Raw genomic sequence first — 26,782 nt, 5'->3', positions numbered from 1 at the left:
GGACGCCGGCTACGACGTCCTCGTGGAAATGGACGCCGACGGCTCACACCAGCCCGAACAGCTGCCCCAACTGCTCGAGGCCGTCGAGCAGGGCGCCGACCTGGCCATGGGCTCACGCTGGGTCCCCGGCGGCAGCGTGGTCAACTGGCCCCTCTACCGCCAGGCCATCTCACGCGTCGGCAGCACCTACGCCCGGCTGATGCTCGGCCTGCCCATCAAGGACGTCACCGGCGGCTACCGCGCGTTCCGCAGGACCACCCTCGAAAAACTCAACCTGGACCAGGTCGACTCCGTCGGCTACGGCTTCCAGGTGGACCTGGCCTGGCGCGTGGCCAAACTGGGCCTGCGCATCGAAGAACGCCCCATCACCTTCGTCGAACGCGAACTCGGCGCCTCGAAAATGAGCGGCAACATCGTCATCGAAGCCATGGTCAACGTCACCAAATGGGGACTCACCGCCCGCTGGAACACGCTGGCCGGGAAACTGAAGAACAAGCAGGCCTGACTCCCCGGGAAGTTGCCGGCTGCGTCAGCGGACCGGCCGGCTTCCGACGGATGGGACAGAAAAGGGGGCGGCCCCGCACCGAAGTGCGGGGCCGCCCCCTGTTTTCAGCTTGCGCTATGCCGAACGGCGCTCTCCGCGGCGTTCGCGCAGGATGGTGAGGCGGTCCTCGAGGATCTGTTCGAGTTCAGGCAGGGAACGGCGTTCCAGCAGCATGTCCCAGTGGGTGCGCACTGCCTTGTCGTTGCTCGTGTCCGGCTTCTCGCCGTCAACCAGGAGCGCCTCCTTGCCGGTCTTGGAGACCCACACCGGAGGAATTTCCGCCTCGGAGGAGAACGTGACGAAGACCTGCTCGCCATCCGCGCACCGGTATTCGACCCGCTGGCGCGGAGCCGGCTCAACTCCGGACTCGGTCTCCATGCTCTGCGCACCAAGGCGCATGCCCCGCAGGCTGCGATCGCTCATGTTTTCTCCCTCTGGTCGGTTCGCGGATGAAAAATCCGCGCCAGCCGGCAGTGCCGTGGCGCTGCCGGACTACTGTGTGCACTGTGCTGCATCATTGGATTCAACGCATTGCGAAGCTTGGTTGTTCCAGCAGGTATACTCCTGCCGGACAAATACCCAATTATACGGGTGTTATCCCACTTGAACCAAAACAGGGAGGATTCCGCGGCCGGAACCCTCCCTGTCGATGGCGGCTCTTACTGCTCGGTGCGCCCGGTGGCGGCGTCCCCGAACAATGCCGCGGCAGGGGAGTCGGTGCCTGCGCCGCCCATGGCATTGCCGATTCCCTTTAATGCTTCGCCGACTTCACTGGGGATGATCCACAGCTTGTTGGCCGAGCCCTCGGCCAGCTTTGGCAGGGTCTGCAGGTATTGGTAAGCCAGCAGCTTCTGGTCCGGGTTGCCCTTGTGGATGGCGTCAAAAACCTTCTGGATGGCCTGCGACTCGCCGTCGGCGCGAAGGATGGCGGCCTTCGCCTCGCCCTCGGCCTTGAGGATGGCCGCCTGCCGCTGGCCCTCGGCGGTGAGGATTGCCGACTGCTTGGTTCCCTCAGCGGTCAGGATGGCTGCGCGGCGGTCACGTTCGGCGCGCATCTGCTTCTCCATGGAGTCCTGAATGGAGTGCGGCGGATCGATGGCCTTCAGCTCCACGCGGGAGACGCGGATGCCCCACCGGCCAGTCGCCTCATCCAGGACGCCGCGGAGTTGCCCGTTGATCTGGTCGCGGGAGGTCAACGCCTCCTCGAGGTTGAGTCCGCCGACCACGTTCCGGAGTGTGGTGGTGGTCAGCTGCTCAACGGCCTGGATGTAGTTGGCGATCTCATAGGTGGCCGCACGCGGATCGGTGACCTGGAAGTAGACCACGGTGTCGATGGAGACGACGAGGTTGTCTTCCGTGATGACCGGTTGCGGCGGGAAGGACACCACCTGTTCGCGCAGGTCCAGGAGCGGCAGGAGCCGGTCCACGAAAGGGATGAGGATCGTCAGTCCGGGGTTCAGCGTCCGCTGGTACTTGCCGAGCCGTTCAACGACGCCGGCCCGGGCCTGCGGGATGATCCGGACGGACCGGACCAAAACGATAATGACAAAGACGATCAGGACCACCAGCACAATGGCCAATGCGGTTCCTCCTGCGTTTTCCATACAACTCCTTGTTCCCCAATTGTCAGGCTGTATCTGGACCGGCGGCCGCCGCCGGCGGCACCGAAACCACTGCTGTGGCACCGTCGATGGCCGAAACGACCACTTTTTGGCCCGCGGGAAGGACTCCCGCTGCGGAGCGTGCGCTCCATATATCGCCGCCGATTTTCACCAGGCCCCCGTCGGAGGTGACGGCTTCCATGACCACGGCCTGCTCACCGATCAGCCGGTCCACGTTCGTGCGTTGCTCGGACGGGCCCTTCTTGAGGTGGGACAGGGCTACGGGCCGGACGAAGGCCACCATGAGCAGGGACACGATGCAGAAGACGACCACCTGGAGCCAGGGCTCGGCGCCGGCGAAATCGGCCACGAGGGCGGCGAGGGCGCCGCCGCCGAGCATGATGAAGAAGAGGTCGAGGGTGATCATCTCGACCACGGCAAACGCCAGGAAAGCCGTGAGCCACAGCGCCCACCAGTTTTCACCAAGCCATTCAAACATCAGTGTTTTCCCCCTTGGTCACGGGGGAGCCGCCTGTACGGATCCGCCAGTAACTGTCTTTTCATCCTAGTCCGGGGATGTGCGGTCCGGGTGGGTTCATGCTTGGTGCCGGGGGATAGTGGCCAAGTCGTTACGCCCCAGCGCCGGCCCTGCGGCGGAACACAAACAGCCTGAACTTCGCATCGGCCGTCAGCGGCTCGGGGGCTTCTTCGAGCCGTGCGGCGAGCCCGGCGGGATCGAGGTGGTGGCCCGCCGGTCCCATGAACGCAAGGTCGGCGGCGGCGGCGCGGGTCAGCTCCAGCGGGATGTCGACGTCGCGGTAGCCTTCCGGGTCGAACTGCCCTGCCATGGCCTCGTTGAGGCGCTCGTCCTTTCCTTCTTCAATGCCAAGCATTCCGGTGATGGCAGCGATGTCCCCCAGGTGGCCGCTTCGCGGCGTCACCACAACGAGGAGGCCGTTGGGGCGCAGCACCCGCGCAAATTCCGCCGGGTTGCGTGGGGCAAAGACGACCGTCACGGCATCGACGGAGCTGCTTGCCACCGGAAACGGCTGCCAGATGTCCCAGACAAGGTTCACCGCCTCAGGGTTGAGCCGGGCAGCACGGCGGAGCGCGAACTTGGAGATGTCCAGGCCAATGCCCGCAACCCGGCGCCCCTGGGCCGCGGCGGTGTCGAGGATTTCCCGCAGGTAATGTCCCGTACCCGTGCCGGAATCCAAAACGACAGGGCCTTCTTCAGGCAGGTGGGGCACGACGGCGGAGGCCACCGCCTGGGCCAGGAGCCGATAGTGGCCCGACCCCAGGAAATTCACGCGCGCGGCCACCATCGCGGCACTGTCCGGTTCGAAGGATGTGCCTTTTCCCACCAACAGGTTGAAATAACCCTGCCGGGCGGCGTCGAAGTGGTGGCCACCGGCGCATGCCAGCCGCGGCTGGGCGGTATCCGCGGCAACTTGTTCCAGGGGACGGGAGCAGACCGGGCACACGAGGGGGAGATCGACGGAAGGCATGGGAACCATATTATGGGCGCCGGTGGGGCAACCATGGCGGCGTGGCGCGGAAGTGAAGGTCAGCCGAGGGATATTCCGGCGGGCCCGTCGTCGAACCCCAGGCCTTCACGTGCCTTGCTGATGCCGGCCTCAGCCCAGTGCGCGGCATATTCTGCATTGCTGCTCAGGGAACGGAGCTGGGCACGGTCGATATAGAGGATGCCGTTCAGATGGTCCGTTTCGTGCTGCACGATCCGCGCCTGCCAGCCGGTGAATTCGCGCCGCTCAGCGGTACCGCCGGGTGCCTGGTATTCGAGCACCACGGTGTCAGGCCTTGCCACCACTGCCTGCAGGCCGTTCAGGGAAAGGCACCCCTCGTAGAACGAGGCAAGTCCGGATCCCACCTGGGTGTAGCGCGGGTTGAGGATGGCGAGAAAGTCCAGCGTGCTTCGGTTCCGCAGCGCCGCAGCGTCGGGGTCGACGTCGAATGTGTCCTCCAGCACCGCCAGCTGCAGGGGGATACCCAGCTGCGGGGCGGCGAGACCCACCCCGGGGGCCTCGTGCATGACCTGGCGCATGATCCCGATCAGGCGCTCCAGCTGGTCCGTGGACAACTGGCCGTCGTATTCGGCCGCGCGCTGGCGGAGGGCCGGATGGCCGGCCTGGACGATCGGCGGCAGGGACCCGGAGGCCAGGATCCGCTCCACGGTCTCACGGATTTCATCGGCGCCGGCGGCGGTTGGTGGAACAGTCAGGGTCATGGTGACAGCCTACTGGCGCAGTGGCCTGGAGGAACGCTCGGATAAGGTCGGTCTATGGCTGCTGAGTTTGCCCCGCCGGTGTCACCGCGGGAACATGTCCTCGAATTCATCCGGGTCCTCGAGGCGGGCGGAGGGGCTGCGGACATCAAGCCGTTCCTCGCGGAATCATTCGTGCTGACCGAGGCCCCGCACCTGCTGGCGCCCGAGGGTTCAACCCGGACTCTGGCAGGGGTGCTGGCCGGCGCCGACCAAAGCCGCGAGGTGGTCACAGACCAAAAGTTCACCATCCGCCGCACCACGTGCGAAGGAAACCGGGTGGCCGTGGAGGCGGACTGGTCCGCCACTGTCCTCATGGACCTGCGGTACTGGGACCGAGGCGAGACCATCAGGGCCCGGACGTCATCCGTCTTTGAGCTGAGCGACGGCCTTATTGTGAGCCAGGACAGTTACGACTGCTACTTCCGGTAGCCCGACAAGGGTCCGGAAGCCCAGCAGTGCTTGATGATCAGTGCATGGTGAAACGCCGCGCAGCCCACCGGTTTACGGCGGGAAGCGCTGCTGCCGCACCTATGGCGGCTGTGCGCACAGCCAGAAGCGGCGCGGGCAGAGGCCTGCCGAGCATCATGTTGACCTCAGCCTGGCGCCTGGCCAGGACTGCAGCCTGCATCCGCCGTTTCCCGAACTCCCGCAGCTGCCTGCCCACTGGCCGGCCCTCCAGTGCCGCACAGATCACGGGCACCAGCTCACTGGCATCAAGCCAGCCAAGGTTCATGCCCTGGCCACCGATGGGGCTGACTTCATGGGCGGCGTCACCGAGCAGCACGGCCCGGCCGGCAACCATGCGCCGCGCGAGAGTGGACCGGACGCTGAAGGAGCTCAGCATCGTGTTGGTGGCCGCGTCCGGGAGGAATCCCGTGCGTCGCCGCACCAGGTGCACCAGGTCGTCCGCCACGGCGCCCGGGGGTGCGGGCCGTTCCAGCCGCACCACCCAGCGGCGCACCCCGCCCGGCAGGGGAAAGGATTCAACGATTCCCTCCGGCTCAAGGAACAGGACGGCCTTGTCCCCGTAGTCCGTACAGTCGTCGAAGTCGCCCATGAGGTAGTGGTCGGGGTAGGTCCGCCCGGACGCGGGAATACCGAGGGCGTCCCGCAGCCCGGAACGGGCACCGTCCGCGACAGCCAGCAAGGCCGCGCGCACGCTGCCGCTGCTGTCCTGCCCGGCACCTGCGACGGACCCGAATGCCACGGTGACCCCGCCGCCGTCGTCCGTCACACCGGTGACATGGGCACCCCGGATGACCGCCCCCGCATCCAGTGCGCGGACCCTCTCTTCCAGGAGCTCTTCGGTGCGGAACTGCGGGAGCGCCAGGACGAACGGAAACTCAGAAGAGACCCCGTCGAAGGCCATGGTCCCCACGGTCCTCCCGCCGCTGACTGCCATGCCCGCCCTGATGCGGACCCCCTCCTGCACCATGCCTGCTGCCACGTCGATACCGGCGAGTGCCTCGAGCGCGGGAGGATGGATGCCAATGGCGCGGCTGTGCCTGTTCCGGCACCGCCGCTGCTCCAGGACTTTGACCGACACACCCTCCTGCAGGAGCGCGGCAGCAAGGTAAAGGCCAACGGGGCCGCCGCCGGCGATCAGGACATCAGCGTCCATGTCAGGCCTTGCGGCAGGCCAGGACCTGATGGAAAGCCCCTGAGCGTTCCACGGTCCAGCCCGGGGGAGCGGCCGCCGCCAGCTCCACCGGCAGGTAACTGCGGCGGATTGAGGTGAGGCCGTCTTCCCGGATGAACGACTGCCGGAACGGCAGCGCGGCCACCCCGAAAAGGGCAAACGCCACGGTGCTACGGATGAGGTCGTTGTGCAGTGCTTTGCGGGCCGCCAGGAGTTCCGAGTCGGCTAAAAGTTGGCGAAGCTCTGCGGGTGTGAGGTGGTGCAGCACGTGGTTGGAAATCACGACGTCGAACACCGCACCTTCCCGGACCAGGTCGCCGCTGTGGGCCTGGCGGAACCCCACGCCTGGCAGGGGCGGCCGCTGCCGGGCGAACCGGGCTGCCCGCGGATCAGGGTCGATGCCCAGGATCTGCATCCCTTTGCCGTCCCGGGCGGCCCAGCGGGCCAGCATCACAGGGAGGTCGCCGCCGCCGGAGCCGATGTCCAGGACCGTCACAGGGCCGGGGCCCGGTTTGGTGATGGTCCGAAGCTCCCGCTCGTACAGCCGCCGCCATCCGGACAGCACCCGGTTGATGACGCCGAACTGCCGGTAGGTGTTGTCCAGGAGCCGGGCGTCGCAATCGGGCCGGTCCATTTCCTCGATGTCCCCGGCAGCACGCCGGCGCAGCAGGATTCCCATGTGTGGAACCCCGTCAGGCGACGGGCGCTTCCGCGGTATCCCGGTCCCCGGGGGCTGCCGGATTTTCTTCAGCCAGGTCATGCCGGCCCCTGGTCCGGCTTCCGGCCGTTGCCTGGCGGAGTTTGGTGAACAGCCCGGTCTCCACGGTCAGGCCGGGACCAAAGGCCATGGAGCAGATCCGCCCGTCATCCTGCCCGTCTTCCTGGACGGGTTGTTCCAGGATGTGCTTGATGACGAACAGCACGGTGGCGCTGCTCATGTTGCCGTAGTTGCGCAGGACGTGGCGTGCGGGAACCAATTGGGCGTCGCTGAGGCCCAGCCGGGACTGTACCTTGTCAAGGATGCTGCGGCCGCCCGGGTGGATGGCCCAGTGGGGGATGGCGGAGTAGGGGAGCGCGGCCAGTTCCGGTTCCTTGGCGAGGAGGGGCTTCAGGGCATCCACGATGTGGTCATCAATAATATGCGGCACATAGTTGCCAAGCACCATCTCAAAACCGTTATCGCCAATGTTCCAGGCCATGGAGTCCTCGCCGACCGGCGTCAGGACGGTCTCGAAGTGCTCCAGCGTCAGCAGCGCTGATTCTTCCGCGCCTGGCCGGGCGGTGACGACGGCGGCGGCGGCACCATCGGCGAACAGGGCTGAGCCCATGATGGTGTCGGGGTCGTTGGAGGTGCGCACGTGCAAAGAGCACAGTTCGGCGCAGACGACCAGGACCACCGCGTTGGGGTCCGCCTCACAGAAGAGTTTCGCGGCGCGCAGCGCGGGAAACGCCGCGTAGCAGCCCATGAAACCAAGGTGGTACCGCTGGACGGCGGGGCTGAGGCCGAGTTCCCGTACCACCTTGTAATCGGGGCCTGGGTTGAAGAAGCCGGTGCAGGACACGGTGACAAGATGAGTTATGTCAAGTAAATCCAGTTCGGGGGCGGCCTGCAGGGCGGCCCGGGCAGCCGCCACGAAGAGCTTTGTGGCTTCCCGGGCAAAGATGTCATTGCGGACCTTGGTGCTTGGGTTCAGCAGCAGGCCGGATTCCTGGTCGTAGAACTGCGGGTTTTCTGCCCGGGACGTGTTGGTGAGTTCCTGGACTGCGGTGAACCGGGTATCGATGGCCGCACCATCAAAACAGGTATTGACCAGGCGTGAACCCAGGCGCGACAAGCCGGGCTGTGCTGCAAAAACGTCGCGGGCTTCAGACTGGATCAGCCTTGTCGGAGGAACTGCCGTTCCGAGTGAACGCACGTAGACCGTCATTGCTTCATTCTTGACGGGCGCCTGGATAAAGACAATGGTGCCGACGGGTTTGACCAGCGCCTTTACCGTGCCGTCCGAGGCTTGGACGGAGCCTGACAGCGCCCCGTCCGGGCACGTTCCTAAAGCGCCGATAATCTACATTATGTCAAGTAAGAACTGCGACAGGACCCCGTCCTAATGACGCCGTTGTATCGACGCCCCCACCACCGCGCCCGCTCCCAGTCCCAGGAAAGCGCCCCAGAACGGGTCGTGGAACAGCGCCAGGCCCAAACTGATTCCCAAGGCAGCACCGACCAGGCAGCAAATCCACAAGGCTTTGTTCACGCTGTCTCCGCTAAGAATGGCAATGGCATCAGGTCCTGCTGACAATACTGCATACCCCCAGGCCCCAAGCCGGATTTGTAGGGGCGGCATTGCAGCAAGTTGGGTAGCCCAACCCCATGCGCTGCGGACGCCGGCGGGCCTAACCTTCCGGGTACAGCAGCAGGCCGTCCAGGCCTGCAGGGGCACGCGATGGAGGCTGTACCAGCAGCTCCAGACCGGGTTGAGCAGACAGCGGCGTGCCGGCCCACCTGATCCCGCCTAGGACACCCATGCGTGAACTTCCGCTCCCCCATTCCTGCACCCACTGCGAATCCGTCTGCCCGGGGTGCCGCGACGGAATGCGGCAGGATGCGCTGCATCAGGCCCCCGGCAGGGCCGTCGTGCTGCTGCGGCCGGCGCCCGTGAAAGTCCGCTCGCTCCGCGCAGCGGCAGTGGCCTACACCGTGACTGACGTGCTCGTCGAGTGGGACGACAACGGGTCCTACCACCTCCGCTGGGAGGCAAGCTGGCTTGTTCACAGGTGTCCGGACCAATGAGGATCCCGTACGCTACCTAGCCTTCAGGTGGCCCCGCAACTGCTCCGGGCACCCTGCTCCTCTGGCCTTAGGTAAGTAGCACCAAGAACCATACTCAAGTACCCCTTACGGGTGTTGGGCCCCAGCGCGAAAACTAACGTCGTGGACACATGGGGCGGCGCATCATCGCCGCCGGAGCCAGCCGAAAGACAGATCCTTCCGGTGGCCGGAACTGCCTGGTCCTTGCAGCAGCCCGAGGAACTGGGCACTCCTCCTTGAAGCGCCTGCATTGCTTCACCCGGTTTCCACCCAGGGGCCCTGATGACAAACCTCTTCGCATCCCTCCATGCTGTCCAGCCGCCAGTGTTTTTCGACGCCAGCGGCGACCGCTGGCGCCGATTGCTCAACGCGCTCCTGGCCGCTGTCTTGTCCATTGTCCTTGCGTTGGGAGCGGTGCTACCCGCTGCCACGGCCCCGCTCCAGCAGGGCCCCCTCAACCAGTCCCCCGACTATCCCCGCCGCCTGCTTGCCGAGCAGTACCTGAAGAACATCCCGAAGGTCGGCTATGAGCAGGGCAACGAAATTTTCCACAGGATTGCACTGGTGGAGCACAAGGACGGTGTCGACCTGCTGAAGGATCCCTTCAGCAATGATGTCTGGAGGGAGGCAACAGCAGAGGAAGCCGCGGCGATAGGAAACAGGCCCTATGCCATCGAGGCGTACGGCCTGCCTCCCGACCACACCCTCATGCTGACGTTCGACGATGGGCCGGACCCCCGCTACACTCCGGAAATCCTGGACCTGCTTTCCCATGAGAGTGTTCCTGCAACCTTCTTCGTGGTGGGGGAAAACGTCGTCGAGAACCCGGACATCCTTCGCCGCATCATCCGGGAAGGCCACATGGTGGGCAACCACACCATGACCCACATAGACTTCTGGGCGCACGACGATGCCTACAACCGGCAGGAAATTATCGGAGAAGACCGGGTGCTTCGCGCCTCGGGCAACTACGCTTCCAGGCTCTTCAGGATCCCAACGGGCAATCCGGAAAATAACACCCTTGCCCTGTTGCAGGCCCAGCAGCTCGGGTACCTGCACGTCAACATGGACTTGGATACCCGGGACTGGGAATACAAACCCGGGACCCCCGTCCCTCTGCCGGAGCTGGACGGGCTGGGCCATGTCATGCTGGTCCACGACGGAGGCGGTGACAGGACAGCCACGGTCGAGATGCTCAAGGAGTTCATCCCCAAAGCCAAGGCCGCGGGCTACCGTTTCACGACGCTGGAGCCCATGCTTTCAGCCGATTTCGCTCCCAGGCACAGCGTGGATGCCGGCTTGCAGGACAACCTGACATTCGGGGCACTCACCGCGTACCTGGTAACCCCCAACCTGGTGATGAACTGGCTGTTCTGGTTTGGAGTTGGATCCTTGACCATCCTGACCTTCCTGTTTGTTGGCCTGGCACTGGTCAACAACGTCCGGCAGGGGAAGCGGAAATGGCCGCCACCGGACCCGGATGCCTGGCCCCTCGTCAGCGTGGTCCTGCCGGTCTTCAACGAGGAACCCGTGGTATTCAAAACACTCGAGGCACTGAAGGCCAGCGACTACCCCAATTTTGAGGTGGTGGCCGTCGATGACGGATCCTCGGACGGAACCCTCGACGTCCTCAACAGCTACGCCGGCGCCTGGCCGCAGCTGCGCGTGTACACCCAGGCCAACACCGGCAAACCCGCCGCCAGCAACCACGGCATCATGGAGTCGCGGGGCGAGGTCATCGTGACGTTGGACGGTGACACCTTGTTCGAGCCGCAGACCATCAGAATGCTTGCCCGGCATTTCACCGTTCCATCGGGGGCCAAGGAGGTAGGGGCCGTCGCCGGCCATGTAAAGGTGGGCAACCGGCGCAACCTGGTTGCCGGCTGGCAAAGCCTGGAATACCTGTCGGGTATGTGCGTGACCCGGATGGCGGAAGGCTTGATGGGCGCCATCTCGATCGTTCCCGGAGCGTGCGCGGCGTGGCGGAAGGATGCCTTGGTCAAGGCGGGGGGATATTCTGACGCGACCCTCGCCGAGGATGCAGACCTGACACTCTCCCTCCAACAAATGGGTTACAGCATCACGCAGGAGAACCGTGCGGTTGCCTGGACCGAAGCGCCGCTGACATTGCGGGGATTGTTCAAGCAGCGCCTGAGGTGGACCTACGGCAACATCCAGACCCTCTACAAGCACCTGTCCATGCTCTTCAATCCAAAGTTCGGGGCCCTCGGAATGCTGACGATGCCTTACGCGCTGGTCTCCGTCCTGGTCCCCCTGGTCTTCATGCCCCTGGCGGTGGGCGTCGCCGTCCTCAGCCTTGCCCGCGGCGAATGGCAGGCGATCGCAATGTTTTCCGCGTTTGTTGCCACAACCCACATGCTGGTCTCCATCGTGGCAGTCCTCATGGTCCACGAGAGTCCGCTGCACCTGCTCATCGTGCCCATCTACCGGCTCATTTACGAGCCCCTCCGCGCCTACGTCGTCTTCGGATCCGCGATCATGGCACTGAGAGGCTCCGCTGTCGGATGGTACAAGCCGCAACGGACCAACAGCGCCACGCTGCCGTCGTCCACCCCGGAGGCCCTCCCCCTCTCCCCCGGCTCTGCCTGACGTGCCGTATGGAAAACCTCCCTCCATCCGCCGGCTGGGTCCCGTCCTTCCCGGCGCAGCAGTCATCCTGGCCGCCTGACGTCACCGCCCTTACAGGCTTACGGGGCCGTGGACCGTTACGGGCTGGACACCTTTGACCTGGATTCGGGGCCGGGCCGCAGAACCGGAACCGGCCCTGGCCCGCGCGGCAGCACTGCCCCGGCTTCAGGCCGCTCGGACGCCGGACCGTCCGCTCAGAATCTGGTTGACGTTGCCGGGCGCCAGGAGTGGACTGGACGAAGGCGGCAGGTACAGCGTGGAGTCCATGCCCGCTGCGGGAGCCGAGCTGGCAGGAGTGAACATCATGACCATGAAATTCGGGCCCCTCGCTGACAGTGAGAGCATGCCCAGCGCCTCCGGGCAGGATGCCGCACGCCTCGGCAGCTTCGCCGCTGGGCAGGGAGTAAGACGCATTTCCCTCTGGTCAGCCAACCGGCACACCGGCTGCGCCGCAGCACCAGCCGCGGAAGACCGGAAAAGGCCCTCCAGCCACTGCAGCGGCATAGACCACGAAGCGGGCAAATTCGCTGCCGTCCTCGGCCATGCGATCACTCGGAGCTGACCGTGATGCGGCAGGGGAAGGCCTCGTCCCGTGGTCGGAAGCAGGACCTGGGCCGGCTGCTGCGGACGGGCAGATGCGCACTGTCAGCGGCAGTGTCCTGTTGCCTGGCGCTCGCCGTCAACGCCTGCACCCCTGCCGCACCCCAAACCGAACCTGAATCCATCCGGAAGGACGTGTACGTCACCGCCTACACCTGGTTCGACAACACGCCGCCCGGTTCCGCGAAGATCAGCCATCCCGTCGTGCACCAAGCAGCCGGCGGGGCGGGGACCTACGCTGATCCGGTGACGATCGCCGTCGGCCATTCCCGCAGCACCGGCCAGGACGTCCTGGACGTACCTGCCGGCACCAGGATCTACCTTCCTGACGTCCGCCGCTACTTCATCGTGGAAGACACCTGCGGGGACGGGCCGGTACCGGAGGAAGGGCCGTGCCACACCGGCGCCGAAAAATACGGCGGCGCAACCCTGTGGATCGACATGTGGATCGGCGGCAAGGATGAAGCCAAGTCGTTTGTCCGGAACTGCGCACGCAAGGTCACCGGTGTCCGCACGGTGATGTTCAACCCACGGGACGACTACCCCGTCGCATCGGGCCATGGGGTCATCCATGGCGTAAGCTGCGACGCCGGCTATGGGAACGGCGTGGCCCCGCAGTGATCCCCGCAACTGCTGCCGGGAAACACCAAGGCACCGCGGCTAAGCTCGAAACATGAGTTCCCTGAAAACGAAGCCGGCGCCAACAGCATCCGCACGACTCGTCCTGGCGGCGGCCGCGGCCGACGCCGTGCTGATCCTTGCCTTTGCCGCAATAGGACGCGATGCGCACCACCGGGAGGAACCCGTCCTGGGTGTGCTGCTGACTGCATGGCCCTTCCTCACCGGCGCCATTGCGGGATGGCTGGTTGCCAGGGTATGGCGCAGCCCCCTGTCCGTCATCCGTGCGGGCATCCCCGTCTGGCTTGGCACGCTTGTGGGAGGCATGCTCCTGCGGGCACTGACCAACCAGACAGTGGTCCTGCCGTTTGTCATTGTGGCAACGCTGGCACTGGCGGTCTTCCTGATCGGTTACCGCCTCCTGTTCGCCGGCGCAGCACGGCTGCGCCGCAAGTAAGGCCCGCGGACAGGACGGACGGCAGCCAGGGAAATGGGTGCCGTGTAATAGGGTTGGCAGCAGAGGAAAAACCTGCCGGGCCTTGCTGCGCCGGAACTGATCGAAGGGGTTCGAACGTGGTCACCGCATTTGTTCTGATCAAGACTGACGCCGCCCGCATTCCCGAGACGGCCGAAGAGATCTCCGCCATCGAGGGCATCAGCGAGGTCTACTCCGTCACCGGGGAATGGGACCTGATTGCGGTGGCGCGGGTCCACCGGCACGAGGACCTGGCGGACGTTATTGCGGACCGGCTCTCCAAGGTTCCCGCCGTGGTCCACACCACCACCCACATCGCCTTCCGCGCCTATTCACAGCACGACCTCGACGCCGCATTCTCGCTGGGCTTCGAGCAGTAGCCAACAAGGCCTGAACCACCAGGCCTGCGGCCCAAGGCAACCGGTTCAGGCCCGGGACAGGGACACCCAGCGGTCCAGGACCGCGGCGGCGGCACCGGAGTCGATGGACTCCGCTGCGCGCGCGAAGGCCTTTTGCATGCGGGCCAGGAACGGGCCCTCCGCTTCGCGGTCAAAGGCAACCAGGCCGGCCGCAGCGTTCAGCAGGACTGCGTCGCGTGCCGGTCCTTCCTTCCCCGCGAGCACGTCCCGGACCACTCCGGCGTTGGCAGCCGCGTCACCGCCGCGGAGCTGCTCGACGGTGGCCAGGCTGATGCCCAGGTCCTGGGGAGAGAACCGTAGTTCCTCGACGGTTCCGCCGCGGATTTCCCACACCGTGGAAGGCCCGGTTGTGGTGAGTTCATCCAGACCGTCGTTGCCGCGGAAGACCAGGCCCCTGCTCCCCCGGCGGGCAAGCACGCCCGCCACGAGGGGTGCCATCCGCGCGTTGGCGACGCCCACTGCAGATGCCTGCACGTTGGCGGGGTTGGTGAGCGGTCCCAGGAAGTTGAAGGCCGTCGGAATGGCGAGTTCACGGCGGGGAACAGCCGTATGCCGGAAGGAGGGGTGGAAAACCTGGGCGAAGCAGAACGTGATTCCAGCTTCCTCTGCATTGCGGGCCACCTGCGCAATGGACAGGTCCAGGCGCACCCCGAGCGCTTCGAGCACGTCCGCGGAACCGGACGACGACGACGCGGCGCGGTTGCCGTGCTTAACCACCTTTGCGCCGGCGCCGGCCGCGACAAGGGCAGCCATGGTGGAAATATTAACGGTGTTAAGTTGGTCACCTCCGGTGCCGACGATGTCGAGTTTTTCGCCGGAAATCGCAACCGGGTTGGCATGGGCAAGCATCGCTTCAACCAGGCCGGACAGTTCATCCACAGTCTCTCCCTTGGCGCTCAGCGCCACCAGGAAACCGGCAATCTGCGCCGGCGTTGCCTCGCCGGACATGATGGTGTCCATGGCCCAGGAGGTGTTCTCCGCCGTGAGGTCAGTGCCTTTGATCAGAGCGGAGATCAGGCGGGGCCAGGTGTTGCCGGGAGCTGCGGATGCCGGTGAAGTCACTTGCTGATGCTATCGAGGGAAGGCGGGCGGTGACCAATGTGAACGGTGCCGGAAACTTTTCCCGGCAATTTCGCGTCTTTGTAGAAAAAGTCCTCCGAAAAGGCGGTTTGCGTTGGGCAGCACGGACTTTTACAGACATAATGTCTATGTGACATCTGCGACCCATGCCCCCAGTACCCCGGCGCACCCCACGCTGAACCGCCCCAACATGGTTTCCGTCGGAACCGTTGTGTGGCTGTCCAGCGAGTTGATGTTCTTCGCCGGTCTCTTTGCCATGTACTTCACGCTCCGCTCCACGAGTGGTCAGATGTGGGCCGAAGAGACAGCCAAGCTCAACTTCCCCTTTGCGCTCGTCAACACGATCGTCCTCGTGGCAAGTTCCTTCACTTGCCAGATGGGCGTTTTCGCTGCAGAGCGACTGCAGCCCCGCCGCACCGGAGGTGCCCTGCAGTTCGCCCGCTGGGGAATGAACGAATGGTTCACCCTGACGTTCCTGATGGGCGCGTTCTTCGTAGCCGGCCAGACCACCGAGTACGCCATGCTGGTCTCCGAGCACGTCTCCCTTTCCTCCAACGCCTACGGCTCGGCCTTCTACATGACCACCGGCTTCCACGGCCTGCACGTCATCGGCGGCCTGATTGCCTTCCTGCTCATCATGGGCCGGTCCTTTGCGGCGAAGAAGTTCGGACATTTCGAAGCAACATCCGCGATCGTCACCTCTTACTACTGGCACTTCGTGGACGTTGTGTGGATCGGCCTCTTCCTGGTCATCTACGTACTCAAGTAGCCAGCTTTGATTCTTTTTCTACAAGAGGCAGAATTTCAGGTAGCGGCTCCCGGAGCCGGCGCAGGATCGAATAAAGGAACCACCACGTGAAGGCACTCTCACAAAAGCGGCGTCACCCACTTGCAGCAATAGCGCTGCTTCTGATGGGGCTCCTCATCACGGGTGGGCTGTACGCCGTGGCAACCTCCATGAATGAGGCCAAGGCGAGCACCACCACCGCAAGCGCAAGCGACGTCGAAGAAGGCGGCAAGCTGTTCGCCGCCAACTGCGCCACCTGCCACGGCATGGGCGCCAGTGGTTCCAAGGATGGGCCCTCACTGGTAGGCGTCGGCGCCGCTGCTGTTGACTTCCAGGTGGGTACCGGCCGCATGCCCATGCAGATGAACGGACCGCAGGCGATGAAGAAGCCGGTCCAGTTCAATGAGGAGCAGACCTCCCAGCTTGCAGCTTACGTAGCTTCGCTGGGAGCCGGCCCGGCAATTCCTTCGAATGAGCTGACAGAAGGCGGTGGCGATGCCGCAGCCGGTGGCGAGCTCTTCCGTACCAACTGCGCCATGTGCCACAACGCTGCAGCAGCCGGCGGCGCCCTGACCCGGGGCAAGTTCGCACCTGCCCTCGCAGACGTATCGGGCAAGCACATCTACGAAGCCATGGTTACGGGCCCGCAGAACATGCCGGTCTTCAACGATGCGAACATCACGCCGGAAGGCAAGAAGGACATCATCACCTTCCTGAAGCAGATTGAGACCACCGGTTCGCCGGGCGGTGCCGACCTGGGATCGCTTGGCCCGGTCGCCGAAGGCCTGTTCGTCTGGGTTGCCGGTCTTGGCGTCATCATCGCCTTCACCATCTGGCTCACCTCCAGGACCTCCTGACCCTCCGCAGGACGCACAAAACTTCTGCTGCCCAGTCAGCAGCTTGATATTAGAAACTAACCCGGCATCAGCCGGGACGAGAGAAGGATGAGGCGAATTATGGGCAACCATAGTGACGGCAGTCCGAACCACTCGGGCACCGTAGCTACGGCTGGTCAGAATGAGGTGGAGAAGTTCCAGGATCCTGGAATTCCCCCGCATCGTTTGCGCCTGGCTGACACGGACCCGAAGGCCGCAAAGCGGGCAGAACGGCAGGTCGCCTTACTATTTGGCATTTCTGTTGTTGGAACCCTGATCTTCCTGGTGGCGTACTTCGCCATCGACCTGGGTGATGATTCCAGCATTGCCACCATCCGGCTCCAGAACGCCCTGCTCGGCGTAGGCACCGCCTTCGCCATGCTGGGTATCGGTACCGGCATCGTGCATTGGGCCAAGGCCCTGATGCCCGACCACGAGGTCTCCGAGGAACGCCACGCTATCCGCTACGAAGAGGACCGCCAGGCTGCTGTCCGCATCGTCGATGACATCGTGGAAGAAACGGGTATCAAGCGCCGGCCGCTGATCCGTAACACCCTCCTCGGTGCCGTCGCCCTGGCGCCGCTCCCCGCCGTCGCCATCTTCGGTGACCTGGGACCCCGCCCGGACGACAAGCTCGCGCACACCATGTGGGCTCCCCAGGACGGAAAGCTCAAGCGCCTCACCCGCGACCCCGACGGAACTCCCATCAAGGCCGCGGATGTCACCATCGGATCCGCCTTCCACGTCATCCCCGAGGGGCTGAACGAACTTGAGGAAGGCAAGCTCAACGAGAAGGCAAAGTCCGTTGTGCTCCTCATGCGCCTCGACCCCGCAGCACTGAACCCTTCCAAGGGACGTGAAGAGTGGGGCTACAACGGCATCGTTGCCTACTCCAAGATCTGCACCCACGTTGGCTGCCCGGTTGCTCTCTACGAGCAGCAGACGCACCACCTGCTGTGCCCGTGCCACCAGTCCACCTTTGACCTCACGCAGGAGTGCAAGGTGATCTTCGGCCCCGCCAGCCGTCCTCTCCCCCAGCTGCCCATCGCAGTTGATGACGAGGGCTACCTCGTCGCTACCAGCGACTTCCATGAACCCGTAGGACCAAGTTACTGGGAGCGTGATTCGCATGAGCGCAGCATCAACAGCTGAGCCGGCTTTCGTCGCCAAAACCAAGACAGGACGGATCACCGACTTCGTCGACTCTCGCGTTGGCGGTTCCGGGATCCTCCGCGAGTTCGGCCGCAAGGTCTTCCCCGACCACTGGTCATTCATGTTCGGTGAAGTCGCGCTGTACTCGTTCGTCATCCTGCTGCTGTCGGGTACCTTCCTGACGTTCTTCTTTGACCCGTCCATGGCCGAGACGCACTACGACGGCGGCTACGTGCCGCTCAAGGGTGTTGAAATGTCGGTGGCCTACAGCTCGTCGCTGAACATCTCCTTCGACATTCGTGGCGGCCTGTTCATGCGCCAGGTCCACCACTGGGCAGCACTGCTGTTCGTGGCGTCCATTGCCGTTCACATGCTCAGGGTCTTCTTCACCGGAGCCTTCCGCCGCCCGCGTGAAATGAACTGGGTTGTCGGCGGTGTCCTGCTGATCCTGGCCATGGCTGCCGGCTTCACGGGCTACTCGCTCCCCGATGACCTCCTCTCCGGCAACGGCCTGCGGATCATCGACGGCGTCATCAAGTCGATCCCGGTGATCGGTACGTACATCTCGTTCTTCCTGTTTGGCGGGGAGTTCCCGGGTACGGCCATCATCAGCCGCCTCTACATGCTGCACATCCTGCTGGTGCCGGCCCTGATCCTGCTGATGATCGTCCTGCACCTGTTCATGGTTGTCATCCACAAGCACACGCAGTACCCCGGCCCGGGCCGCAACGACAACAACGTTGTTGGCTACCCCCTGGGTCCTGTCTACGCCGCGAAGGCCGGTGGGTTCTTCTTCATCGTCTTCGGCGTGCTGGCCCTGATGGCAGCGTTCTTCACGATCAACCCGATCTGGAACTACGGCCCGTATGACCCCTCCCCCGTCTCCGCCGGCACCCAGCCTGACTGGTACATCGGCTTCGTTGACGGCGCCCTGCGCCTCATGCCGGGCACGCTGGGCAACTGGCACGTCGAGCAGATCTTCTTTGGACACGTCTTCACGTTCAACGTCCTGCTGCCGGCACTGGTACCTGCCGGAATCCTGTTCACCGTGATGTTCACCTACCCGTGGATAGAGCGCTGGGTAACCAAGGACGACCGTGAGCACCACGTCCTGGACCGTCCCCGCAACGCCCCCACCCGTACGGCCATCGGCATGGCAGGCTTCGTTTGGTACTGCGTCATGTGGGCCGCGGCAGGTTCCGACCTCATCGCAACGCACTTCCACGTGTCGCTGAACGACGTCACCTACTGGTTGCGCGCACTGTTCTTCGTCGGACCGGTCATTGCCTTCATTGTGACCAAGCGTGTTGCCCTTGCGCTGCAGCGCAAGGACCGGGAGATCGCCCTGCACGGCCGTGAAACCGGCCGCATCGTCCGGCTCCCCCATGGTGAATTCATCGAGGTCCACGCACCGCTGGACGAGTACAAGCGCTACAAGCTGGTCGGCTTCGAGTCGCCCCAGGTTCTCCCCGCTGTACCCAACGAGCACGGTGTGGTGACCCGGAAGGAAAAGCGCCGCGCTTTCCTCTCCCGCTGGTTCTTCGAGGACCGCGTCGCCCCGGCAACGCCTGCTGAACTCGCAGCCGCGCACGGCCACGGCCACGAGGCTGTGGAAGCGGCAGAAGGCAGCAAGAGCCTGACGCACTAGGCACAGCCTGCACAACCAGAAAGGCCCGATCCAGTATGGATCGGGCCTTTCTGCGTTTCCAGGTGTTCCAGGCCCACTGCCGCCCGTACAGCCGCGCCCCTGCAGCGCAGCCTGGGACGATGGTCAGTGGCTGCGCGACCGCCTTGCTCCCGGCCGCTGCAGGGGCACCCAGAGCTTGTACCGGTCGGCCCGGTAGTAGGAGACCGAGTAGTCCACCATGGCCCGCGCCACGAATGCGTGCCGCTGGATCTTCAGGAGCGGCGCGCCGACCTCTACGTTCAGCAGCCTTGCTGTCGACGGAGACGCTGCCGTGGCCTCAATCATGTCCTCCCCCCACTCCATCACCAGGCCGAACTGCTCGCTGAGGACGTTGTAGAGGGATGTCGGCGGCTCCCCATCAAGCAAGCCCGGAACCCGGTGGGCAGGGATAAAGTTTTCATCCACACTCATGGGCTCACCGTCCGCAAGCAGGAGCCGCCGGAACCGTACCAAAGGGGTACCTTCATCGAGTTGGAGTTCCCGGGCCAGGAAAGCGCTGGCGCCGATCTGCTCGAAACTGAGGACCTTTGCCGCGGGCACCATGCCGCGGCGCTGCATCTCTTCGCTGTAGGACGTCAGTTTCACCTGCAGATCGAGCTTCGGCCGCCGGACGAAGGTGCCCAGCCCGACCACCCGCTCGATGACCTCCTCCCCCACCAAGGCGTCGATAGCCTGGCGGACGGTCATCCGGGCAAGGCCGAACCGTTCGGCCAGGTCCCGTTCCGACGGCAGAGCCGATCCCGGCGGACATGACTGGGCGATGTAGGCGCGCAGGATCTCGCGAAGTTGGACGTAGATTGCGGTCCCGCTGGTGCGGTCAATTTCGCCCGCGATCGCACTGGCGCCACCTGCCATGGTCTTGTCTCCTCCGTCGGTTCCAGACTCAATTTTAGGACGGTCTAGACCACAGGCTGACCACTTCTTCTTTCGTGGTCCGACTGAAGGTCCAGCTATATTTATCTCTGGAATTTTTGCGAACAGGCGGATGGGGGCCGTCGCCCGAAGAAGGAGTCCTTTTGCCAATTCACAAGGCCGTGGTGGCGGCCCCCGTGGGCCTGCACGCGCGCCCGGCGGCCGCGTTCGTCCGCGCCGTCACTGACACAGGGCTCCCGGTCACCATCAGCAAGGCCGGCGCCGGCAAAGTGGACGCACGGTCCCTGCTGCAGGTGATGACCGCCGATTTTCCCCAGGGCTGCGAAGTTGAACTTGCCATCAGCGACGCCGCTGTCGACGGCGCTCTGGGGCGCCAAAACGCAGAGGATGCACTCCAGCGCCTCGGACGCCTTTTGGAAGCCCAGGCGGACGCCCAGGACTACTGACAGGGCACGTTGGTGACACGGGGATGGAATGGAGGCAATAAACAGGACCGGCCGAGCTCGCCGATGAGCTGCCCACACCACAGTGCAGTACGGACAGAACACCGGGTCGGCGGACTGCGAATTTCCAACCGTTGGGGCCCGGCCGGAATCGCCTGCCACCTGCACCTGAACATCTCCACCGTCCACGGGATCCTTCGCCGCTGCCACTGCCCGCCACGGACCCCGCAACCGGGTCAGTACATTCAGGACGCTTTAAAGCACCGTAACGACGTCGGGCCCCACCATTCATGGTGGGGCCCGACGTCGTTATTCCTGTTTGCCTAGTGCGCGTGGTCTCCACGGCTGTACTCGTACACCCAGCCGACGAGTGCCACGACGGCGATGCCACCGGCGATAAAGATGATCCAGGTACCTACGGCCAGGCCGAGGAATCCGGTGGCGCAGGCGATGCCCAGAACGAGGGGCCACCAGCTCCAGGGGCTGAAGTGGCCCTGCTCGCCGGCGCCTTCGTGGATTTCGGCATCACTGCGGTCTTCAGGCCGCAGCCCGACGCGCTTCCCGGTGAAGCCCAGGTAGGCGCCGATCATGCCGGCGAGTCCACCAACGAGCAGGATGCCGAGGATACCGACCCATTCACTCCAGCTGGTCAGGAAGCCGTAGACCAGGGCGACGGGAACGAAGAAGAAAACTCCAGAGCCAAAGATCCAGGATTCGATTTTCACTGTGCGGTGTCCTTCTGGTCGGCGTTGCCGAGAACCGCTGCTGCGGGAGCCGGCGACTCAGCGGTGTGGACCTGGCGGAGTTCCGGGTGGTGCAGGTCCAGGGCGGGACGCTCCGAACGGATCCGGGGCAGGGACGTGAAGTTGTGGCGCGGCGGCGGGCAGGACGTGGCCCACTCGAGCGAAGCACCAAAGCCCCACGGATCATCAACCTGGACCTTTTCGGCGCTGCGCCAGGTGATGTAGACGTTCCAGAAGAACGGGATCAGCGATGCACCCAGCACGAATGATGCCACGGTGGAGAACTGGTTCATCCAGGTGAAGTTGTCCTCAACCAGGTAGTCGGCGTAGCGGCGGGGCATGCCCTCGACGCCGAGCCAGTGCTGGATCAGGAAGGTGCCGTGGAAGCCCAGGAAGAGGAGCCAGAAGTGGATCTTGCCCAGGCGCTCGTTCAGCATCTTGCCGGTCCACTTGGGCCACCAGAAGTAGAAACCGGCGAACATGGCGAACACCACGGTGCCGAAGACCACGTAGTGGAAGTGCGCGACCACGAAGTAGGAGTCCGACACGTGGAAGTCCAGGGGCGGCGAGGCCAGGATGATGCCGGTAAGACCACCGAAGAGGAACGTGATCATGAAGCCGATGCTCCACAGCATGGGGGTCTCAAAGGTGAGGGAGCCCCGCCACATGGTGCCGATCCAGTTGAAGAACTTCACGCCGGTGGGCACTGCGATGAGCATGGTCATGAAGGAGAAGAACGGCAGCAGGACAGCGCCCGTGACGTACATGTGGTGCGCCCACACCGTCACCGACAGGGCCGCAATGGCGATCGTGGCGTACACCAGGCCCTTGTAGCCGAAGATCGGCTTGCGGCTGAAGACCGGGAAGATCTCCGAGACGATGCCGAAGAACGGCAGCGCGATGATGTACACCTCGGGGTGGCCGAAGAACCAGAACAGGTGCTGCCACAGGACGGCACCGCCGTTTTCGGGGTCGAAGATGTGCGCGCCGAACTTCCGGTCGGCGCCCAGCGCGAACAGGGCCGCGGCCAGCGGCGGGAAGGCCATGAGCACCAGGATGGCGGTGATCAGGGTGTTCCAGGTGAAGATCGGCATCCGCCACATGGTCATGCCCGGGGCACGCATGCAGATGATGGTGGTGATGAAGTTGACGGCGCCGAGGATGGTGCCGAAGCCGGACAGCGCCAGGCCGAAGACCCACAGGTCACCACCGATGCCCGGGGTGAAGGTGGTGTTGGACAGCGGCGCGTAGGCGAACCAGCCGAACGAAGCGGCGCCCTGCGGGGTGATGAAGCCGGACACCGCGATGGTCGAGCCGAACAGGAAGAACCAGAAGGCCAGCGCGTTCAGCCGCGGGAACGCAACGTCCGGGGCGCCGATCTGCAGCGGCATGATCACGTTGGCGAACCCGGCGAACAGCGGGGTGGCGAACATCAGCAGCATCACGGTGCCGTGCATCGTGAACAGCTGGTTGTACTGCTCCTTGGTCTGCAGGATCTGCATCCCGGGCTCGAACAGTTCGGCACGGATCAGCAGCGCCATCACGCCGCCGAGGCAGAAGAACACAAAGGACGCGATCAGGTACATGTACCCGATGGTCTTGTGGTCAGTGGAGGTGATCCAGTTGACGACGATGCGCCCCTTGGATTTGGGTACCACGGGAGCCGGCAGGACTCCCGCAGGTGCGGATTGGGTGTACGTAGCCACGTCGCTCCCCTTATTTGGTTTCGTTCAGGTTCGGGTTGCGGTCGTACTCCACGCCGAGCAGGCCGGTGTTGCCTTCAGCCTTGAGCTGGTCCATGTGGGCCTGGAATTCGGATTCCGACACCACCTTCACGCGGAACAGCATTTCGGAGTGGTATTCGCCGCAGAGTTCGGCGCACTTGCCGTCGTAGGTGCCCTCTTTGGTGGGCGTGAACCGGATGTAGTTGGTCTTGCCGGGAATCATGTCGCGCTTCTGCAGGAAGGCGGGAACCCAGAAGGAGTGGATGACATCGCGGGCGTTGAGTTCGAGGTCAACAGACTTGTTCACCGGCAAGTACAGGGTGGGGAGCTGTTCCTTGTCGATGGTGTTGCCGGTGAGGTGCGCCTGGACGCCGGCCTCGTGGAGGTCTTCCTGGATCACGTCGCCGGACTTGTAGTTGAAGTCCCAGGCCCACTGCTTGCCGCGGACGTCAACAACGACGTCGGCCGGCTGCGAACGGTCATCGATCGCCTGCTGGTCGCGGTCGGTGAAGTAGAAGAACACCAGGACCATGAAGATCGGGATGGTGAGGTAGAAGACTTCCAGCGGAAGGTTGAAGCTGGTCTGGCGCGGGAAGCCGACCGTTCCCTTGCGGCGGCGGTAGGCAACCAGGCACCAGATGATCAGGCCCCAGGTAATGGCGCCTACAACAAGCGCTGCAATCCATGAGTTGACCCAGAGGTCCATGATGCGGTCGGTGTTGCTGGTGGTGCCACGCTCAGTGGGCATCCACCCTTTCTCTACCTCTGGCGAACATCCGGTCAAAACCAACGCGCCGGCAATCGCCAAGCTTGAGATCGTGGTGATCGTTTTGCGTCGGCTGCCGGTTCGGTTCTGCGAACTCACAGACGGCCCTTCCTACTTGTTGCTGTTGTCCGGGCAGCCATCGGCGCTCGGGCACAAAAAAGTTTTACTACTCGGTGTAGAGCTTACCGCTCCGCCGGGCGTTTCGCCCACATGTCGGCGCCGAGCCACCGTGCCGTTTTGGACGGCAGGAGACCCGGCGCGGACATCAGGCGAAATAACCGGCTTAGTGGAACGAATCACCGCAGGCGCAGGAGCCTCCGGCGTTCGGGTTGTCGATGGTGAAGCCCTGCTTGGAGATGGTGTCTTCAAAATCGATGCTGGCGCCGCTGAGGTAGGGCACGCTCATCTTGTCGACGACGACCTCCACTCCGTCGAAATCGCGCACGGCGTCACCATCAAGGAGCCGTTCATCGAAGTAGAGCTGGTAGATCAACCCTGAGCATCCACCGGGCTGCACGGCCACGCGCAGGCGCAGGTCCGTGCGGCCTTCCTGCTCAAGGAGGCTGCGTACCTTCCCCGCGGCGACATCGGTCAGGTTGACCTCGTGAACGGGCAGTTCATCGCTGGCCACGGTGGTGGCGGTGCTGGTTTCGTTGGTTGAGGTGCTCATTGGCCTACCTTCTTAGGACGGTCTGGCGGCGTCGCCGTAACGGCGCCTGCCCCTACGGATACGGTATGGGCTATAGCTACATGCTACGCGCGGCAGTCCTGTAGCTCTAACTCCTGGCGTAACCGTCAAAGCAGGCCGGTTGTTCCCTGGAAGCTGTCCGGGCTGCCCGGCCGTCAGAGCCCTTCATCGTTGAGACGGGCCAGCATCAGGGCTTCGGCGAGGATGGCGTTCCGGAAATCGCCAATGTGCAGGGACTCGTTGGCGCTGTGTGCCCGTGAATCGGGATCCTCCACGCCGGTCACCAGGATCTGCGCCTGGGGATAGAGCTCCGTCAGGTCGGCGATGAAGGGGATGGAGCCGCCGATGCCTGTTTCCACGGCAGGTACTCCCCACGCCTCCCCCAACGCCCACAGCGCCACGGATGCGGCAGCGGAGGTGGTGTCGGTTTGGAACGGATTGCCGGCCTCGCCCGGCGTGAAAACGACCTTGGCGCCAAACGGTGCCGCTCCCTCGACGTGCCGCCGGACCGCATCCATCGCATCCGCAGGCACCTGCCCCGGCGCCAGCCGGAGGCTGAACTTCGCCCTGGCCCGGGGAATAAGGGTGTTGGAGGCCACGTCCACGGCAGGGGCGTCGAAGCCGATGATCGACAGCGCCGGCTTGGTCCAGAGCCGGGACGCGATGCTTCCCGTTCCGGCCAGGCGGACACCGTCCAGCACCGAGGCATCCGCACGGTAGTCGGCCTCCGGCATCTCCACCGAGGTTGCATCGGTTGCCACGAGTCCTTCGATGGCCACGTTCCCGTCGGCGTCGTGCAGCGTGGCGATAAGCCGGGACAAGAGGGTGGGCGCGTCCAGGACCGGACCACCGTACATCCCCGAATGCACCGCGTGGTCAAGGACCTGCACTTCGATGGTGCCGTCCACCAGGCCGCGAAGGCTGGTGGTCAGCGCCGGGACGCCGACCTTCCAGTTGCTGGAATCTGCGACGACGATGACATCCGCCCGCAGCAGCTCCCGGTTCGCCTCAAGGAAGGCCCGGAACGTGGGCGAGCCAGCTTCTTCCTCGCCTTCGATGAAGAAGGTCACCCCCAGCCCCAATGAATCGCCGAGTACTTCGGAAACTGCGGCGTAGGCAGCGGCGTGTGCCATGATCCCGGCTTTGTCGTCGGCGGCGCCGCGTCCGTAGAGGCGGCCGTCCTTCTCGACGGCGGTGAACGGCTCGGTGTGCCACAGGGATTCATCGCCGGGCGGCTGGACATCATGGTGGGCATACAGCAGGACGGTGGGACGGCCCTCTGCCGCCGGGCGGCGGGCCACGACGGCGGGACCGCCCGGTGTGCCGTCCGCCTTGTTGACGGTAAGCACCTGGACTTCCCCGATCCCCGCACTCCGCAGGAGCGCCGCGACAGCGTCCGCGCTGCGCTCAAGAGGGGTGCGGTCGAAGCTGGGCCATGCAATGCCGGGGATGGCAACCAGCTCCTTGAGCCGCGCCAGGGTCTGGTCGAAGGAGCGGCCTACCGCTGAACGGAGATCATCCGTCCTGCCGGAAACCCCAGGGGCCGGTCCTGAGGTGCTGCTGGTGGTGTGCGGGGTGGCCGCCGGTGTTGAAGTCATGGCCAAAACATTACCCCCGTCACATCCTGCCGCAGCGTCCGGAATGGGAGCACTGCACGCAACCGGGCGCCGGCTGCAAGGTATTCTGTTCAGGTGTTCGGACGTAGAAAAGAAGCGCCCTCGGCGCAGGAAACCATAGACCAGCAGGCAGCGGAGGCGGCCGCGCGGCAGAACAGCGCCGCGGGCAAGGGTGCGCCTACCCCCACCCGGAAGGCCCAGGAAGCTGCCCGCAAGCGCCCGTTGGTGCCTGAAGACCGCAAGGCATCCAAGGCCGCCGAACGCCAGGCCGTCCAGGACCAGCGCCTGAAAATGCGCCGGGCCCTGGACACCGGTGACGAGAAGTTCCTTCCCCTGCGCGACAAAGGTCCGCAGAAGCGGTTTGCGCGCGACTTCGTGGACGCCCGCTTCAACCTTGGCGAGTACCTGATGTTTGGTGCGCTGGTGTTCGTGCTGGTGTCCCTGGTGGTTCCCGCCTCCAGCGACATGATGATCTATGTCCTGGGTGCGTTCTGGGTGATGTTCCTGGCAGTCTTCGTGGACGTCTTCATTCTCTCCCGGAAGCTCCGCAGGCGTCTGGCGGAGAAGTTCGGTGACGTGGAGCGGGGCACCGTTTGGTACGGCTCCATGCGCTCCCTCCAGTTCCGGAAGCTGCGCCTGCCCAAGCCCCAGGTCCAGCGGGGCCAGTACCCGGCCTGAACAGCCATCGTCCCTTAAAGACAGAAACCCCG

Annotated in this window: 29 protein-coding genes; 14 read left to right on the top strand and 15 right to left on the bottom strand. The window is 64.5% G+C overall.

The features are described from left to right. Nucleotides 1-505 (top strand): glycosyltransferase (locus tag RM50_RS19985; protein ID WP_043456277.1); only part of this gene is annotated, 505 nt, incomplete at its 5' end. Nucleotides 506-619: 114 nt separating this feature from the next. Here RM50_RS19985 and RM50_RS19980 read toward each other — a convergent pair. The 5 genes from RM50_RS19980 to RM50_RS19960 form a co-directional block, all read right to left on the bottom strand. Next, nucleotides 620-967: an RNA polymerase-binding protein RbpA gene (locus RM50_RS19980; RefSeq protein ID WP_026266052.1), complete on the bottom strand. Its 348-nt coding sequence runs from the start codon at nt 965-967 to the stop codon at nt 620-622. Between the two features lie 236 nt (nt 968-1,203). Then, nucleotides 1,204-2,148, bottom strand: a complete 945-nt coding sequence (locus tag RM50_RS19975; protein ID WP_043456276.1) for an SPFH domain-containing protein — start codon at nt 2,146-2,148, stop codon at nt 1,204-1,206. Nucleotides 2,149-2,170: 22 nt separating this feature from the next. Further along, entirely contained in the window at nt 2,171-2,644 is a 474-nt protein-coding gene (locus RM50_RS19970; RefSeq protein ID WP_043456273.1) for an NfeD family protein, read from the bottom strand. A 130-nt stretch (nt 2,645-2,774) separates the two neighbouring features. After that, nucleotides 2,775-3,653: a putative RNA methyltransferase gene (locus RM50_RS19965; RefSeq protein WP_043456271.1), complete on the bottom strand. Its 879-nt coding sequence runs from the start codon at nt 3,651-3,653 to the stop codon at nt 2,775-2,777. A gap of 59 nt (nt 3,654-3,712) precedes the next feature. Further along, nucleotides 3,713-4,393 (bottom strand): peptide deformylase, encoded by a 681-nt coding sequence (locus RM50_RS19960; protein WP_052260431.1) that lies wholly within the window; start codon nt 4,391-4,393, stop codon nt 3,713-3,715. Nucleotides 4,394-4,447: 54 nt separating this feature from the next. On the opposite strand from RM50_RS19960, the gene RM50_RS19955 reads away from it, so the two are divergent. Continuing rightward, nucleotides 4,448-4,861, top strand: coding sequence for a nuclear transport factor 2 family protein (locus RM50_RS19955; RefSeq protein WP_043456269.1), 414 nt, complete (start codon nt 4,448-4,450; stop codon nt 4,859-4,861). 37 nt (nt 4,862-4,898) lie between these two features. On the opposite strand, the gene RM50_RS19950 is transcribed toward RM50_RS19955, so the two are convergent. The 3 genes from RM50_RS19950 to RM50_RS19940 are packed head-to-tail and all read right to left on the bottom strand — an operon-like array spanning nt 4,899 to nt 7,999. After that, on the bottom strand, nt 4,899-6,053 hold the full coding sequence (locus tag RM50_RS19950) for an FAD-dependent oxidoreductase (RefSeq protein ID WP_043456265.1): 1,155 nt from the start codon (nt 6,051-6,053) through the stop codon (nt 4,899-4,901). Nucleotide 6,054: 1 nt separating this feature from the next. Continuing rightward, nucleotides 6,055-6,750 carry a class I SAM-dependent methyltransferase gene (locus tag RM50_RS19945; RefSeq protein WP_043456264.1) on the bottom strand — a complete coding sequence of 232 codons (696 nt, stop codon included), beginning with the start codon at nt 6,748-6,750 and terminating at the stop codon, nt 6,055-6,057. A gap of 13 nt (nt 6,751-6,763) precedes the next feature. Next, entirely contained in the window at nt 6,764-7,999 is a 1,236-nt protein-coding gene (locus RM50_RS19940) for a type III polyketide synthase (protein ID WP_052260429.1), read from the bottom strand. 593 nt (nt 8,000-8,592) lie between these two features. Between RM50_RS19940 and RM50_RS19935 the strand changes: the two genes are divergently transcribed. From RM50_RS19935 to RM50_RS19910, 6 genes are all read left to right on the top strand, one after another. Beyond that, on the top strand, nt 8,593-8,859 hold the full coding sequence (locus RM50_RS19935; protein WP_043456262.1) for a hypothetical protein: 267 nt from the start codon (nt 8,593-8,595) through the stop codon (nt 8,857-8,859). 300 nt (nt 8,860-9,159) lie between these two features. Further along, nucleotides 9,160-11,487 carry a bifunctional polysaccharide deacetylase/glycosyltransferase family 2 protein gene (locus RM50_RS19930; protein WP_052260427.1) on the top strand — a complete coding sequence of 776 codons (2,328 nt, stop codon included), beginning with the start codon at nt 9,160-9,162 and terminating at the stop codon, nt 11,485-11,487. A 304-nt stretch (nt 11,488-11,791) separates the two neighbouring features. Continuing rightward, nucleotides 11,792-12,088: a hypothetical protein gene (locus RM50_RS20765; RefSeq protein ID WP_156133922.1), complete on the top strand. Its 297-nt coding sequence runs from the start codon at nt 11,792-11,794 to the stop codon at nt 12,086-12,088. A gap of 2 nt (nt 12,089-12,090) precedes the next feature. After that, nucleotides 12,091-12,747 (top strand): hypothetical protein, encoded by a 657-nt coding sequence (locus RM50_RS19920; RefSeq protein ID WP_052260425.1) that lies wholly within the window; start codon nt 12,091-12,093, stop codon nt 12,745-12,747. 52 nt (nt 12,748-12,799) lie between these two features. Further along, nucleotides 12,800-13,201 (top strand): DUF3054 domain-containing protein, encoded by a 402-nt coding sequence (locus tag RM50_RS19915; protein ID WP_043456259.1) that lies wholly within the window; start codon nt 12,800-12,802, stop codon nt 13,199-13,201. Nucleotides 13,202-13,317: 116 nt separating this feature from the next. Beyond that, on the top strand, nt 13,318-13,599 hold the full coding sequence (locus tag RM50_RS19910; RefSeq protein ID WP_043456257.1) for an Lrp/AsnC family transcriptional regulator: 282 nt from the start codon (nt 13,318-13,320) through the stop codon (nt 13,597-13,599). A 45-nt stretch (nt 13,600-13,644) separates the two neighbouring features. Here RM50_RS19910 and trpD read toward each other — a convergent pair whose 3' ends face one another. Continuing rightward, nucleotides 13,645-14,700, bottom strand: a complete 1,056-nt coding sequence (gene trpD / locus RM50_RS19905) for an anthranilate phosphoribosyltransferase (protein WP_043456256.1) — start codon at nt 14,698-14,700, stop codon at nt 13,645-13,647. 148 nt (nt 14,701-14,848) lie between these two features. Here trpD and ctaE point away from each other — a divergent pair, with 148 nt between their 5' ends. The 4 genes from ctaE (at nt 14,849) to qcrB (ending at nt 19,180) form a co-directional block, all read left to right on the top strand. Next, nucleotides 14,849-15,487: an aa3-type cytochrome oxidase subunit III gene (gene ctaE, locus RM50_RS19900; protein WP_175318541.1), complete on the top strand. Its 639-nt coding sequence runs from the start codon at nt 14,849-14,851 to the stop codon at nt 15,485-15,487. 86 nt (nt 15,488-15,573) lie between these two features. Beyond that, nucleotides 15,574-16,362, top strand: a complete 789-nt coding sequence (gene qcrC / locus RM50_RS19895) for a cytochrome bc1 complex diheme cytochrome c subunit (RefSeq protein WP_043456254.1) — start codon at nt 15,574-15,576, stop codon at nt 16,360-16,362. 99 nt (nt 16,363-16,461) lie between these two features. After that, complete coding sequence (gene qcrA, locus RM50_RS19890) at nt 16,462-17,532, top strand: cytochrome bc1 complex Rieske iron-sulfur subunit (protein WP_043456251.1); 1,071 nt, start codon at nt 16,462-16,464, stop codon at nt 17,530-17,532. Further along, nucleotides 17,510-19,180, top strand: coding sequence for a cytochrome bc1 complex cytochrome b subunit (gene qcrB / locus RM50_RS19885; RefSeq protein ID WP_043456249.1), 1,671 nt, complete (start codon nt 17,510-17,512; stop codon nt 19,178-19,180). The genes qcrA and qcrB overlap by 23 nt, the downstream gene beginning before the upstream one ends. A 123-nt stretch (nt 19,181-19,303) precedes the next feature. Here the strand turns inward: qcrB and RM50_RS19880 are convergent, their stop codons facing one another. Then, nucleotides 19,304-20,074 (bottom strand): GntR family transcriptional regulator, encoded by a 771-nt coding sequence (locus RM50_RS19880; protein ID WP_043456247.1) that lies wholly within the window; start codon nt 20,072-20,074, stop codon nt 19,304-19,306. A gap of 161 nt (nt 20,075-20,235) precedes the next feature. On the opposite strand from RM50_RS19880, the gene RM50_RS19875 reads away from it, so the two are divergent. Next, nucleotides 20,236-20,538 carry an HPr family phosphocarrier protein gene (locus RM50_RS19875; protein ID WP_043456245.1) on the top strand — a complete coding sequence of 101 codons (303 nt, stop codon included), beginning with the start codon at nt 20,236-20,238 and terminating at the stop codon, nt 20,536-20,538. A gap of 320 nt (nt 20,539-20,858) precedes the next feature. On the opposite strand, the gene RM50_RS19870 is transcribed toward RM50_RS19875, so the two are convergent. From RM50_RS19870 to RM50_RS19850, 5 genes are all read right to left on the bottom strand, one after another. Then, nucleotides 20,859-21,260, bottom strand: a complete 402-nt coding sequence (locus RM50_RS19870) for a cytochrome c oxidase subunit 4 (protein ID WP_043456243.1) — start codon at nt 21,258-21,260, stop codon at nt 20,859-20,861. Next, entirely contained in the window at nt 21,257-22,984 is a 1,728-nt protein-coding gene (gene ctaD, locus RM50_RS19865) for an aa3-type cytochrome oxidase subunit I (protein ID WP_043456241.1), read from the bottom strand. The genes RM50_RS19870 and ctaD overlap by 4 nt, the downstream gene beginning before the upstream one ends. A gap of 10 nt (nt 22,985-22,994) precedes the next feature. After that, the gene (gene ctaC, locus RM50_RS19860) at nt 22,995-23,867 is read right to left on the bottom strand and encodes an aa3-type cytochrome oxidase subunit II (protein ID WP_043456240.1); all 873 of its coding nucleotides are present in this window, start codon (nt 23,865-23,867) and stop codon (nt 22,995-22,997) included. Between the two features lie 184 nt (nt 23,868-24,051). Beyond that, nucleotides 24,052-24,438, bottom strand: coding sequence for a HesB/IscA family protein (locus tag RM50_RS19855; protein ID WP_043456239.1), 387 nt, complete (start codon nt 24,436-24,438; stop codon nt 24,052-24,054). A 173-nt stretch (nt 24,439-24,611) separates the two neighbouring features. Continuing rightward, nucleotides 24,612-26,054, bottom strand: a complete 1,443-nt coding sequence (locus tag RM50_RS19850) for a dipeptidase (RefSeq protein ID WP_043456238.1) — start codon at nt 26,052-26,054, stop codon at nt 24,612-24,614. Between the two features lie 93 nt (nt 26,055-26,147). Here RM50_RS19850 and RM50_RS19845 point away from each other — a divergent pair, with 93 nt between their 5' ends. Then, the gene (locus RM50_RS19845) at nt 26,148-26,750 is read left to right on the top strand and encodes a DUF3043 domain-containing protein (RefSeq protein ID WP_043456236.1); all 603 of its coding nucleotides are present in this window, start codon (nt 26,148-26,150) and stop codon (nt 26,748-26,750) included. Nucleotides 26,751-26,782: the final 32 nt, after the last annotated feature.

Source organism: Pseudarthrobacter phenanthrenivorans (assembly GCF_000813845.1).
In the GTDB taxonomy this organism is placed as follows: Bacteria; Actinomycetota; Actinomycetes; order Actinomycetales; family Micrococcaceae; genus Arthrobacter; species Arthrobacter phenanthrenivorans_B.
The sequence above is the reverse complement of the archived record's forward strand: the minus strand, read 5'-3'. Positions and strand labels throughout refer to the sequence as shown.